Origin of the sequence: Flavobacterium hibernum, from assembly GCF_000832125.1 — a bacterium.
In the GTDB taxonomy this organism is placed as follows: domain Bacteria; phylum Bacteroidota; class Bacteroidia; order Flavobacteriales; family Flavobacteriaceae; genus Flavobacterium; species Flavobacterium hibernum.
In genome coordinates this window covers 440,910-453,587 of record NZ_JPRK01000008.1, presented here as the reverse complement: position 1 = coordinate 453,587, position 12,678 = coordinate 440,910, and the positions used below count along the sequence as shown (strand labels likewise).

The window sequence follows — 12,678 nt, the reverse complement described above, 5'->3', positions numbered from 1 at the left end:
TTTTTAGTTTCTAAACTAGATTTCATTAGAAGATTATTACATTTGTGGCTTAAAAATTAAATTATCAATTTTCAAACATAGTATTATGAGCATACCAGCAAATTTAAAGTACACAAAAGATCACGAATGGGTTAGCATCGAAGGAGATGTGGCAACTGTAGGAATTACTCATTTTGCACAAAAAGAGTTAGGGGATATCGTGTATGTTGAAGTAGAAACTTTAGATCAAACACTTGATAAAGATGAAGTTTTTGGAACAGTTGAAGCTGTAAAAACAGTATCTGATTTGTTTTTGCCTTTAACAGGAGAAATTATTGCCTTTAATGAAAGTTTGGAAAGTGCGCCAGAAACAGTTAATTCTGATCCTTATGGAGCAGGTTGGATGATTAAAATAAAAATTTCAGATGCATCAGAAATAGATTCATTATTATCTGACGAAGCTTATAAACAACTTATCGGTGCCTAAACAATTGCTCTTACTCTGGGCGATAATTTGTTCAGGAATTATCACTTATTTTTGTTTGACAGATTCGAGTAATATTCCTGCTGTGAATATCCCTAATATGGACAAAATTGTTCATTTTTGTTTTCACTTCGGATTCACATTTTCCTGGATTTTGTTTTTCAAAAAAGAGCTTAAAGGAAAAGCACCAGACGATTATAAAGCCTATTTTATTTCGTTTATATTTTCGGTTTTTTTTGGAATTACAATCGAAATTTTACAGAGCGTTTTAACTACGACGCGACAAGCAGATGTAGCCGACATTTTAGCAAATGCAATTGGAGCTCTATTTGGAGTTTTTGCAGCCATAGTTTTAAAGAAACAGATAGATAGAATATAAGAATTTAATTACCCACCTCGGTGGGTTTTTTATTGCCTAGTAATCAAGGGATAAAAAGAATATTATTTTCTCAATTTAAAATGTATTTTTGTTCCAATTCTAGCACTTTCAGAAATCATGAATGTTAAGCAATATTTAGATTCGACCTATTTAAAAACTGCCTCTCAAGCCGGACTTACAGAAGCAGAAAATACTCTTGTAGTAAAAAAAGCTATTATTGAGGCAATTCATGAAGGTTTTAAATTGATTATGATTCGGCCGGAATATGTTGTTTTGGCCAAAGAAATGATTCTGAAATCCAATTCAACTTTACTTGTTGGCACCGTTATCGACTTTCCGGAAGGGAAATCAGATCTGGAAATAAAAATCAAGGAAGCAAATAAAGCAATTGAAGACGGAGCAGACGATCTGGATTTTGTTTGCAATTATGAAGCTTTTAAAAATGGTGATCTTGCTCTTGTAAAACAAGAAATATTGATAGGAACACAAATTGGTTTGGCGAATAACAAAACAGTAAAGTGGATTATTGAAGTTGCAGCTCTAAACGAAACGCAAATAATTCAGCTTTCGGCCTTGATCAAAAATGTTGTTATTTCTAATTTTAAAGAAGAACATTACTCTTCTGTTTTTGTAAAATCATCTACAGGCTTTTATAAAACTGAAAACGATTTGCCAAACGGAGCAACTATTCCAACTATAATAATGATGTTAGAAAATGCATCGCCTCTTTCCGTAAAAGCTGCCGGGGGAGTTCGATCTTATGAAGATGCTATAGAAATGATTCGTTTAGGTGTTAAGCGCATCGGTACCTCGGCCGCAAAAGCAATCGCTAGCGGAGGTAATACTCCAAATCAATATTAAATAAAAACCAAAATTTACGTGAATAAGATTTTTCTATCTTTTACTTTTACATTATCTGTTTTATTTGCCTTTTCTCAAGAAAATAATACTTCATCAATTAAAACTGGTTTTACATCAGAGCAATTTCCTGTTTTTCTAAATTGTGAAAATTTACAATCTAAGAAGTTAGAAAATTGCTTTTATAAAGAAGTCCAGGATTTTGTATTTCAAAATTATGTAGTGCCTGAGAATTTAAAGCAAGCAAACTACAAAGGAGAGGTTAAGGTGCTTTTTGAAGTTGATGCAAATGGAGAGTTTAAAGTAATTTATGTAAATGCAGTAGATGAAGCATTATCTGAAGAAGCTAAACGTGTTTTTGGTAAATTTCAGAAAATAAAACCCTCAACTTATAACGGAAAACCAACGTATTCAAAATATACGATTTCAATTGATATTCCTTTAAAGAATTCAGATCAAATTGCTGCAGAAGGATTAGTAGCGGCCCAGATTTTAAAGCCTATTGAAAAACCAATGACAGAATTGGATAGTATTGTGTATAAAAAATACAATAATCCTGAGTTTGAAAGTCATCTGAATATTCCATTTTCTCATAGTTATTATGCTCAATTTGACGGAGCGATGAATCAAGTAGGGAGTAATAATCATACTGCTTCTAAACCTTATACTTATGTCGAAGTTTCAAAATATTATAATTTAAAAGCTGTAAATGAATCCCTTCAAAAAAATGTGTCAACTTGGTTGGGAAGAAAATTTTGGAACGAGAATCTGGTTCAGATTCAAGGTGAGGATTATTGGTTGTCATTAAATCCTATTCTTGATTTGCAAATGGGTAAAGCTTCAGATTTGGATGCTTCTTATTCATACGTAAATACACGTGCTTTAAATTTTAGAGGAGGATTAGGAAAGCAAATTAACTTTACAACAACAATTTTTGAAAGTCAAGGTCGTTTTGCCGGTTATTACAATGATTATGCTGAAACTTTAAAGCCATCTGGAGGAAATCCGGCTATTATTCCAGGAATGGGAATTGCAAAACGATTTAAAACAGATGCTTATGATTTTCCTTTAGCCGAAGCTAATATTACATATGCGCCAAGTAAATTTTTTGATTTGCAATTAGGTTACGGAAGAAATTTTATAGGTGATGGATATCGTTCGTTACTTGAGAGTGATGGAGCAAGTCCGTATCCATATTTCAAGATCAATACAACATTTTGGAAAATTAAATATACCAATACGTATATGTGGTTAAAAGATGTGCGTCCTGAAGTTACTTTAGAGAAAACCTACGCAACAAAGTTTATGGCAAACCATTACTTAAGTTGGAATGTTTCGAATAAACTGAATTTAGGTTTTTTTGAATCAGTAGTTTGGACAGATACTAATAATAGAGGATTTGATATTAATTTTGTTAATCCAATTATTTTTTATCGTTCAGTAGAATTTTCTTCGTCATCCAAAAGTGGAAATGCGCTTTTAGGAATAACATCCAAATACAAATGGAATAACAATATTAATTTGTATGCTCAGTTTTTGCTAGATGAATTTTCTATGGGAGATATGAAAAGCGGCGATAATAGCTGGAAGAACAAATTTGGATACCAATTAGGAGCTAAATATTATAATGCTTTTGAGGTTAAAGACTTGTTAGTACAATTAGAATACAATCATGTACGCCCATATGTATACTCACATAGCGCTGTAATTACAAATTACGGACATAATAATCAAAGTATTGGGCATCAATGGGGAGGTAACTTTGAAGAACTTGTTGCTATAGGTCGCTATCATAAAGGTCGCTATTTTGCCGATGCCAAGTTTACAATTGGAACAAGAGGTTTGGATTTTGATACTGCCGAGGATAGTTTTAATTACGGAGGTAATATTTTTAAAAATTATGAAGAAAAACGTCCTTATGATAAAGGGGTAAAAGTGGGGCAGGGAAATAAGACCAGTATTTTTATAGCGGATGTGCAAGGTGGATATTTAATAAATCCAATGACCAATTTGAAATTTTTTGGTAGTTTTATTTATCGAAATTTTGATCCAACTAAAGAAACAGCTACAACTTTTAAGCAAAGTACAACTTGGTTTACCATTGGATTACGTTCTGATATCTTCAACTGGTATTTTGATTACTAGGATTTTTAATAAGATTTTTCGAAATAATTGTGTTAAAGATTTACAAGTCCTTATTTTGTACAGGTTTTATTGAAAAAAATCTAATTTTATAGGTCAGTATTCTACAATCTAATTTGTACATTTGCACCACTCAAAAAAAACATACAAATAATCACCGTATTGAACGCTACTAAAAATACATTTTCATTAAAATCAATATTTACCGATTTCAAAGAGATAACAAAGGCTGGTTTGGCGATCAGTGTATTGTTTTCTTCAGTTGCGGGATATTTATTAGGAGTTAATGATTCGAATCCTTTTAAGTGGAGTACATTGGCAGTTTTGGCAATTGGTGGATATTGTATGGTTGGAGCATCAAATGCTTTTAATCAGGTCATCGAAAAAGATATCGATTCTTTAATGGATCGAACAAAAAATCGCCCTGTTCCTTCTGGACGTATGTCTTCAAAAATGGCTTTGTTTGTTGCAAGTTTGCTTACCATTGTTGGTATTGCACTTTTGTATACAATAAATGCAAAGTCGGCAATGTTTGCTGCAATCTCAATATTTTTATATACAAGTATTTATACACCTTTAAAAACAGTAACTTCGTTATCAGTTTTTGTTGGGGCTTTTCCAGGTGCAATTCCGTTTATGTTAGGATGGGTTGCTGCAACTGGAGAATTTGGTATTGAAGCCGGTACATTGTTTTTGATTCAGTTTTTTTGGCAATTTCCTCATTTTTGGGCAATTGGATGGTTTTTGTATGAAGATTATGAAAAAGCCGGGATATTTATGTTGCCAACCGGAAAAAAAGACAGAAAGACTGCATTGCAGATTATTTTATATACAGTTTGGCTTATAATAGCGTCATTATTACCTTTACTAGGATTTACTGGGCAATTGTTTATTACGCCAATAGCAGCGATTTTAGTATTTTTATTAGGATTGTGGATGTTGTTTTATGCAGTACGTTTGTATCAATTGAGAACTGCAAAAGCAGCAAGAACATTGATGTTAGTAAGTGTTTCGTATATATCGTTACTGCAAATAGTATTTATAGTAGATAAATTTTTAAGATAGTTATGGAAATGACAATGACAATGACAATGACAACAGAGGAAGATCAATTAAGGAAAGCAAAATCTGCAAAACTGATTTTGTTGTTCGCAATGGTAAGTATGACCATGATGTTTGCTGGACTTACGAGCGCATTTGTGGTAAGTAAATCAAGGGCCGACTGGTTGAAGAATTTCGAATTACCAACTGCATTTTTTTTCAGTACAGCTGTAATTATAGGATGCAGTGTTACTTTTTATTTAGCTAAAAAAGCAATTCAAAAAGACAATAGAGGAGCAACTACAGCTTTTCTTTTGGCGACATTAATATTAGGTGTTTTGTTTGTTGTTTTACAATTTGTAGGCTTTGGACAAATCATGGAAAGTGGTTATTATATGACAGGTCAGGGGAGTTCAATTACTGCAACTTTTCTTTATATAATTGCTTTTGTACACTTATTACACTTGGCAGGCGGGTTAATTTCGCTTTTAATTGTAATTTATAATCATTTTAAACAAAAATACAATTCGACTCAAACTCTTGGTATAGAACTAGGTGCAATGTATTGGCACTTTCTAGACTTATTGTGGGTTTTATTATTTTTATTTTTATATTTCTTTAAATAAGAAAAAAACGTAAATTTGGGAACTTTTTAACGAATATCTTTTATGGAAGCGACAGTTACTACTGCAAACAACGAAAAAACTTGGGGAGGCGGGCATGAGATCCAGCCATTAGGAGCAAGTTATGGTAAAATGATGATGTGGTTTTTTATCGTATCGGATGCCTTGACATTCTCTGGATTCCTTGCTGCTTATGGTTTTTCTAGATTTAAATTTATTGAAACTTGGCCTTTGGCTGATGAAGTGTTTACTCACTTCCCATTTATGCATGGCGTTTCGGCTCCAATGTATTATGTAGCCTTAATGACTTTTATTTTAATCTTTTCATCTGTAACAATGGTTTTGGCTGTTGATGCAGGTCACCAATTGAAAAAAACAAAAGTTGCAATCTACATGTTTTTAACAATCATTGGAGGTATTATTTTCGTTGGTTCTCAAGCTTGGGAATGGAAAAACTTCATTAAAGGTGAATATGGTGCTGTTGAAACAGTAGGCGGAAGCTTATTGCAGTTCGTTGATAAAGATGGTAAAAGAGTAGCTCTTGAAGAGTTTGCTGTAAAATTACCAAATCAGCCAGAACAACTTACAAGAGCAAAAGCAAAATGGTTTATGGAAAGCGCTGAGACAGTGCCTACATATTCAGTTGCTGAAATTCAGGCTGGTTTTAAAGCACATCCTGAATTATTGGTAAGAACTGAGCATCTTACAGCAGAAAAGAAGAAAACAGTTTTGACAAGAGAAGAGTCTGAGGCTCGTTTAAGTCAAGCGAAATATGTAGTAGAAGGAGCAAACTTAACAAGAAACGAATACGGAAGTAAGTTGTTTGCTGATTTCTTTTTCTTTATCACAGGTTTCCACGGATTCCACGTATTTTCTGGAATCATCATTAACATTATTATTTTCTTTAATGTTTTAGTTGGTACTTATGAAAAAAGAAGAAGCTACGAAATGGTAGAGAAAGTTGGTTTATACTGGCACTTTGTCGATTTAGTATGGGTATTTGTATTTACAGTTTTCTACTTAGTTTAATTTTAGATTTTAATTATTATGTCACACGAACACGTATCAAACGCAAAAAGAATCTGGTTTGTTTTTGGATTACTATCTTTGATAACAACAGTAGAAGTTATTTTGGGTATTATTAAGCCTGGAGTTTTAGAATTTAATCACTTTGTAGGTTTGAATTTATTGAACTGGATATTTTATATCCTTACAATTGTCAAAGCATATTATATAGTATGGGCATTTATGCACATGGAAGGTGAAAAAAGCAGCCTTAGATGGTCTGTTGTTTCACCAGTTATTTTCCTAGTTTTATATTTATTGTTTATTCTACTTACAGAAGGACATTATATTTATGGGGTTTTTAAAGATTCTACTATTAAATGGAATTTTTAACATGATATTAATTCGAAAAGAGGCTCCGTTTAACGGAGCTTTTTTTATTTTTGTACCTCAATAATTTCCATTCATACAATGAAAAAAAATATAGTTCTTTTTGTACTTTTTGTTTTGCCAATTGTAGCGTATTTGTTTTTTGCTTCGGGCGTAAACAGTTTTACTAAACTTCCAACAATAACTCCTAAAATTGCCGACTTAGGCAATTGGAAATCCCTAAAAGGAGAAAAGGTAACTTTAAATGATAAAATTACAATCCTTGGTTTTTCTGGTTCTGAAATTTTAAAAAACAGAGGAAACTTTTTTAATCTAAACGAAAAAATTTATCAGCGATATAATGGTTTTAAAGATTTACAATTTGTCGTTGTGTGTCCTTTAGGAACTGAGAATGATGCGCAAAAAATTGTTGAATCTTTAGGTGCTTTTACTGATGTTTCGGGTTGGCATTTTGTTTTTGCTGCGCCGGAAGAAATTAAAGTATTTTACGATCAGTTGCATTTAAAAGGTAAGTTAGATGAGCACCTTGGAACTTCGAATGTTTATATTGTAGATAAAGAAAGAAATCTAAGAGGGCGAAAAGATAAAGAAGAGTATAAAGAAGGATATAATACTTTTCATCCTTCAGAGTTGAGTAATGAAATGTTAGATGATTTTAAGATCATTTTGTATGAATATCGTGCAGCTCTAAAAAAGAATCACAACGCAACAAAAGAACTTTAATCTTTATATTATGTTTAAAAATAAATCATATATCGGAATTTCGTTTATTATTCTAATCTTCGGAATTTATGCTGTGCCTAAAATTGTAGATAGAATAAAAAACGGTGAAGTTGTAAAAGGAAATCGTTTAGATAATGTTGGATTGAAATCTTCAAAATCTGATGGAAAATTAATTACAATTGGACCAGCTCCTAAATTTGAATTGACAAATCAGGATGGTAAAAAAGTTTCAAATGAAACTTATAAAGGAAAAGTCTATGTATTAGAGTTCTTTTTTACAACTTGTCCTTCAATATGTCCAAAAATGAATTTAAGTATGTTAGAGATCGAAAAAACATTTTTTGGTAATCCTAACTTCGGAATTGTATCTATTACAATTGACCCTGCTCATGATACGCCTCAGGTTTTAAAGGATCATGCTAAATTGTTAGGAGTAAAATCATCTACTTGGAATTTCTTAACTGGTGATAAAGCTACGATTATGGATTTATCAAACAAAGGATTCAATTTATATGCCGGCGAAAACTCTAAAGTAAGTGGCGGTTTCGAGCATTCTGGTTTATTTGCATTAATAGACAAAGATGGAAATATTCGTTGTAGAAAAGATGAATTTGGAAATCCAAATATCTATTATGATGGATTGGATAAAAAAGGAGTTAGAGAGATTCAGGAAGATATTAAAATATTATTAGAAGAATAAAAATGGAGGACAATACTTTAGAAAAAAAATACAGTAAGCTTATTGTTGCTGTTTCGATTATAATTCCGGTTGTTGTTGCGATTTTGTTTGGGGTTAAACTAAAAGACTTCGGAATCAATGTAGAACCGCTTTCATTTTTACCTCCAATTTATGCTACCACAAATGGTATTACTGCTATAGTTTTAGTTTGGGCTGTAATTGCTATTAAAAATGGTAAACGTAAATTGCATGAACGCCTAATGACTTTTGCCATCGCTTTGTCTGTAGCTTTCTTGGTAATGTATGTTGCTTATCATATGACGGCTGACTCTACTAAATTTGGTGGAGAAGGAGTTATTAGATATGCTTATTTCATTATTTTAATAACTCACATTTTATTATCTATTGCAATTATTCCGTTGGTTTTAATTACATATGTTAGAGCTTTGGCACAACGATTTGATAGACATAAAAAAATAGCTAAAATTACCTTTCCGCTTTGGTTATACGTTGCGATAACGGGTGTTGTAGTTTACTTAATGATTTCTCCATATTATGCTTAAAATAGAACGAAGAATAAAGAATAAAGAAAATGGAATAGTTGATAGAAGTAGGATGGTGAATTTTTTCTCAACGAAAACTTTCTATGTTCTTTTCTCTATCTTCTTTTCTCTAACTGCAAATGCTCAATGTGCGATGTGTCGCGCAGCACTTTCGGGTGAATCAAATATAAAGAAAGCAGAAGCGGTAAATAATGGAATCGTTTTTTTAATGATCGTTCCGTACTTACTTGTTGCTATAATTGGATATCTTATTTATAGGATGTACCAATCTAAAAAGAAAAAGGCAGAATAGATTTTATATTGTTCTCTAGTATTTTTACGTGTTTATTCATTTGTTATTTTTTTTATTTTAAATAATAATTGTAATTCATTTTTTGTAGGTTTATATTTGTTAATTAATTTTATGTTTTTTAACACTTTTTACTATGAGAAATAAGAATCTATTTTACATTTTCCAGTTTTTATTTATTTTGTTATTTTCACTAGCCCTTAGTGCGCAAATATCTAAAAAAGATAAAAAACTAGATGAATATCTTCGTAATGGATTTAATTTCTTAAAATTAAATCAGACAGACCAAGCTGTTCAACAATATAAGAAAGCTTTAAAAATTGATAAGTCAAATCACAATGCTTACTATAATTTAGGACTTATTTATGCTAAAACTAAACAATTTGATAAGGCTTTTAATGTTATAGATGAAGCTTTGCTCAAGTGCAATGATGATTTGGGAAGTTTTTACAGACTTAAGGCAAATTGTTTATCAGACTTAGGGAAATATGATGAAGCTTTAATCTTATTTTTTAAAGATTTAGATGAAAACTCTAATGATATTCAAAACATTTATTATAATCTCGGTTATACTTATTTGAAACTTGGAAGATTTGATGATTCGCGGCTGTATTTTAAAAAATTTCTTGAAAAAGGTTCCAAAGATGATAGTAACTATAATAGTGCTCTCTTTTATGTAGGAACTTGTTATATGCATTTTGATGATCTCGAAACTGCGATTGATTATTTTGATTTAGCCTTGGCTAATTCAACGTTTTATAGTTATTACTATAATAAGGCAGAGTCTTTAAATAGACTTCGTAGAAATGAAGAAGCACTGCTCGTAATTAATGAAGGAATCAAAAATAATCCTGGCAAAGAAACCTTATATCATAAGCGATATCAAATTTATAGAGATCTTAAAGAAAAAGATAAAGCTTTTGAGGATCTAAAAAAAGCTTATTCTTTAAATCAAAAAGATGCTGATATTTTATTGGATATGGGGACATTATATTCGGCGGATAATCAAATGGATGAAGCAATTAATTGTTATAAACAATGTATTGCAATAAATAAAATGGCAACAGGCGCATATGTTAATTTAGCAAATATATACAGTGACAATCCTTTAACTGTTGATAGTGCTGAATTTTATTACAAAAAAGCAATTGAAATACTTCCGACGAATGGTGCTTATTATTTCAATTTCGCAAATTACTACAAAGATATTTCCAATGATGATAAAGCAATTGAAATGTATAAAAAAGCGTTGGAATTTAGCCCAGATTTGAGTGCTGCTTATAAAAACATGGCAATACTTTATTCTCGACAAAAAAATGCGGACCAGGCTATAATTTATGTAAAAGAAGCATTGCTAATTGATCCCACAGATGATGGAACTATGTCACTATTAGCTTCTTTGTATTTTGAGAAAGAAGATTATCAAAATGCAGTTGTTTTTGCAACTCAGGCATTAAGATTGAATAAGAAAAGCTTTGCTACAATTGAAACGCTAAGAATGAGGGCGACAAGTAGACAGATTTTAGGGGACTATAAAAATGCTTTGTATGATTATTTGGAGATTTTAAACTTGTATACACCTGAACAAAGAGTGGTAGCTTCTGAAACATTGTCTAATATAGGATATTGTTATTTAGAAGATGATCAGTTGCAAAATGCTTTAAAATATTTTACTGATGCTGTAGCTTCAAAATCTGAAATAGATCAGTTAATAGGGTTGTTTACGGTTCAATATCTATTAAAAGAAAAGGTTCTTTTTAATCAGACATTTAATAATGCTAAAGAGATTGAACCAAAGCTTAAATTTGGTTTTAAAGGGGTTGAAATGTTGGAAGAAGATGGGTATTTTTACACTGAGAAGCACAAAAAAGTATTAAAAAAAATATTTGCACTTTAATTTGGCTATTAATTTATTTTAAATAATTGTTTAGCTATTTGTGAACTTCTCAAATAGCTAAACAATTAATTTTTATTTTAATCCATCAACCGAAACATTTACCGTTCCGTTTATTTTGATAAAAGCTATAATAGCTTGATTGGTGAGCTGAATTTTATCAAACTGAATGTCTTCCATTTTTCCATTAACAAAAACTCCGGGCATTGGCGAATAGTTTTTTAAATATGTTGCCATGCTTTTTTTTCCTTCTTCTAAATTGGGTTGAATGGAGTAACGGCAGCTTTGCTCCATTTTTCTTAAAATATAACCTTGTCCCAACCAACTGGCAGTTCTCATAAGTTTGCTTTTAGTATCTAAAACGTAATCAAGTTTGTCAAAATAAATTTCTTTTGTTTGAGGATTGTATTGCGGAAATCCGTTCAAATAAATAGTTCCGTTTATTGATCCTAAAACATCTAATGCAATTACCATCTTGCCGTCTTTATGCCAAATAGAAACATTTTTTACCGTAACTTTTTTACTTCCTGAGCCAAACTCTTGTCCTGCAAAATTCTTGGTCATAATTTTTGATGCATCAAGATAAGTCGAAATGGCGGCAATGTTTGCTGATATTTGATTTGGAATTTTTGCTACAGGTTTCAAAACAATTTTATTGACATTAAATTTAGATTCAGGTTGTTTACCAACAATAGTTTCCATGTTGCATTTCATTCCCATGTCCAATAAAAATAAATCGTTTTTAAGTTTTGCATTTGTAGAGTAAATCTCGACAGGGACAATTCTTAGCCAACTTTCGTACGTATCGCTCATCTGGAAGGGAGTACAGATTTTTTCTAAAGCAGATAAAACGTTGGGCTTAAAATCCATTGATTTTTCGATTGCTTCATCGATTTTCTTTTCAATCTTAGATTTAAAGATAGAAATCGCAGGATTTACCAAGTAGGTAATTGGCATACTTTTTCCAAAAACCTGCATAGTTGGTGTTTCATTCCAGTCTAAAGATTTGAATTCAGTTTTAGTATTTAATTTCCAATTGGTCAGAGCAACTTCGCTTGATAAAGTTATTACACCATTTAAGTTAAACTCGCGTGTGTCATAAAGTTCAACTCCTAATTTTTTAGTACCAATTCTGTATTTAATAGTTGCCTTTAAGGGCAGAATTGTTTTTATCTTTTTATTTGGATTTGCTGGATCATTTTGAATTTTTATTGGAGCGAGTTTCCAAATTTTCATTTCGATATCGTCATCTTCAATAGTATTGTCTTCATAAATTAATCCATTAAGAAGGGTATTTGTTTGATTTTCAATATCAGTAAGTTTTACTGTAATGGGTAAGTTGATAAATGAAGGGTTTGCGTCATAAACTAACGGACTTGCATCATCTGGTTCTGGTTTTAACGTTTCTAATTTTTGAGATGTAGAACAACCAATAAGTGTCGCAAGTACTATAAACAAAGAGATCGAGGAAAAAAATTTCATCATTATTTTTTTTTTACGTGAGACAAAATTAAGAAAACAATTATATTATCTTAAAAATGTGTAACAATTAGCAATAAATTGAGTCTTATTCAAAGAACAAAACGTAATTATTAACGTTTTCTTATCATAAATTACTTAATAAAAATG

The 12,678-nt window shown here is 31.2% G+C and carries 14 protein-coding genes; 13 read left to right on the top strand and 1 reads right to left on the bottom strand.

The genetic code is table 11. From position 1 onward, the window contains the following. The first annotated feature begins 85 nt into the window (after positions 1–85). The 13 genes from gcvH (at position 86) to IW18_RS11140 (ending at position 11,052) form a co-directional block, all read left to right on the top strand. Entirely contained in the window at positions 86–466 is a 381-nt protein-coding gene (gene gcvH, locus IW18_RS11200) for a glycine cleavage system protein GcvH (protein WP_041517696.1), read from the top strand. A gap of 4 nt (positions 467–470) precedes the next feature. Continuing rightward, positions 471–842: a VanZ family protein gene (locus IW18_RS11195; protein WP_240475555.1), complete on the top strand. Its 372-nt coding sequence runs from the start codon at positions 471–473 to the stop codon at positions 840–842. A 117-nt stretch (positions 843–959) separates the two neighbouring features. Next, on the top strand, positions 960–1,703 hold the full coding sequence (gene deoC / locus IW18_RS11190) for a deoxyribose-phosphate aldolase (protein ID WP_041517692.1): 744 nt from the start codon (positions 960–962) through the stop codon (positions 1,701–1,703). 18 nt (positions 1,704–1,721) lie between these two features. Next, entirely contained in the window at positions 1,722–3,845 is a 2,124-nt protein-coding gene (locus IW18_RS11185; RefSeq protein WP_041517690.1) for an energy transducer TonB, read from the top strand. A 159-nt stretch (positions 3,846–4,004) separates the two neighbouring features. Further along, a complete protein-coding gene (gene cyoE, locus IW18_RS11180; RefSeq protein WP_174232053.1) occupies positions 4,005–4,907 on the top strand; it encodes a heme o synthase in 903 nt (300 codons plus the stop codon). 14 nt (positions 4,908–4,921) lie between these two features. Beyond that, the gene (locus IW18_RS11175; protein ID WP_041517760.1) at positions 4,922–5,509 is read left to right on the top strand and encodes a cytochrome c oxidase subunit 3; all 588 of its coding nucleotides are present in this window, start codon (positions 4,922–4,924) and stop codon (positions 5,507–5,509) included. Positions 5,510–5,551: 42 nt separating this feature from the next. Beyond that, positions 5,552–6,535 (top strand): cytochrome c oxidase subunit 3, encoded by a 984-nt coding sequence (locus IW18_RS11170; protein WP_041517686.1) that lies wholly within the window; start codon positions 5,552–5,554, stop codon positions 6,533–6,535. Between the two features lie 18 nt (positions 6,536–6,553). Further along, positions 6,554–6,904 carry a cytochrome C oxidase subunit IV family protein gene (locus tag IW18_RS11165; RefSeq protein WP_041517684.1) on the top strand — a complete coding sequence of 117 codons (351 nt, stop codon included), beginning with the start codon at positions 6,554–6,556 and terminating at the stop codon, positions 6,902–6,904. 78 nt (positions 6,905–6,982) lie between these two features. Continuing rightward, positions 6,983–7,624 carry a hypothetical protein gene (locus IW18_RS11160; protein ID WP_041517682.1) on the top strand — a complete coding sequence of 214 codons (642 nt, stop codon included), beginning with the start codon at positions 6,983–6,985 and terminating at the stop codon, positions 7,622–7,624. 10 nt (positions 7,625–7,634) lie between these two features. Next, positions 7,635–8,324 (top strand): SCO family protein, encoded by a 690-nt coding sequence (locus IW18_RS11155; protein WP_041517680.1) that lies wholly within the window; start codon positions 7,635–7,637, stop codon positions 8,322–8,324. Between the two features lie 2 nt (positions 8,325–8,326). Beyond that, the gene (locus IW18_RS11150; RefSeq protein ID WP_041517678.1) at positions 8,327–8,866 is read left to right on the top strand and encodes a DUF420 domain-containing protein; all 540 of its coding nucleotides are present in this window, start codon (positions 8,327–8,329) and stop codon (positions 8,864–8,866) included. Continuing rightward, entirely contained in the window at positions 8,859–9,158 is a 300-nt protein-coding gene (locus IW18_RS11145) for a hypothetical protein (protein ID WP_041517675.1), read from the top strand. Before IW18_RS11150 ends, IW18_RS11145 begins: the two co-directional genes overlap by 8 nt. Positions 9,159–9,291: 133 nt before the next feature. After that, the gene (locus IW18_RS11140) at positions 9,292–11,052 is read left to right on the top strand and encodes a tetratricopeptide repeat protein (RefSeq protein ID WP_041517673.1); all 1,761 of its coding nucleotides are present in this window, start codon (positions 9,292–9,294) and stop codon (positions 11,050–11,052) included. A gap of 72 nt (positions 11,053–11,124) precedes the next feature. Here the strand turns inward: IW18_RS11140 and IW18_RS11135 are convergent, their stop codons facing one another. Further along, positions 11,125–12,531 (bottom strand): DUF4403 family protein, encoded by a 1,407-nt coding sequence (locus IW18_RS11135; RefSeq protein WP_041517671.1) that lies wholly within the window; start codon positions 12,529–12,531, stop codon positions 11,125–11,127. Between the last annotated feature and the right edge of the window lie 147 nt (positions 12,532–12,678).

Coding starts and splice junctions, on each gene's coding strand:
- gcvH (WP_041517696.1), top strand. CDS start 86: ATGAGCATACCAGCAAATTTAAAGTACACAAAAGATCACGAATGGGTT.
- deoC (WP_041517692.1), top strand. CDS start 960: ATGAATGTTAAGCAATATTTAGATTCGACCTATTTAAAAACTGCCTCT.
- IW18_RS11175 (WP_041517760.1), top strand. CDS start 4,922: ATGACAATGACAATGACAACAGAGGAAGATCAATTAAGGAAAGCAAAA.
- IW18_RS11170 (WP_041517686.1), top strand. CDS start 5,552: ATGGAAGCGACAGTTACTACTGCAAACAACGAAAAAACTTGGGGAGGC.
- IW18_RS11165 (WP_041517684.1), top strand. CDS start 6,554: ATGTCACACGAACACGTATCAAACGCAAAAAGAATCTGGTTTGTTTTT.
- IW18_RS11160 (WP_041517682.1), top strand. CDS start 6,983: ATGAAAAAAAATATAGTTCTTTTTGTACTTTTTGTTTTGCCAATTGTA.
- IW18_RS11155 (WP_041517680.1), top strand. CDS start 7,635: ATGTTTAAAAATAAATCATATATCGGAATTTCGTTTATTATTCTAATC.
- IW18_RS11150 (WP_041517678.1), top strand. CDS start 8,327: ATGGAGGACAATACTTTAGAAAAAAAATACAGTAAGCTTATTGTTGCT.
- IW18_RS11145 (WP_041517675.1), top strand. CDS start 8,859: ATGCTTAAAATAGAACGAAGAATAAAGAATAAAGAAAATGGAATAGTT.
- IW18_RS11140 (WP_041517673.1), top strand. CDS start 9,292: ATGAGAAATAAGAATCTATTTTACATTTTCCAGTTTTTATTTATTTTG.
- IW18_RS11135 (WP_041517671.1), bottom strand. CDS start 12,531: ATGAAATTTTTTTCCTCGATCTCTTTGTTTATAGTACTTGCGACACTT.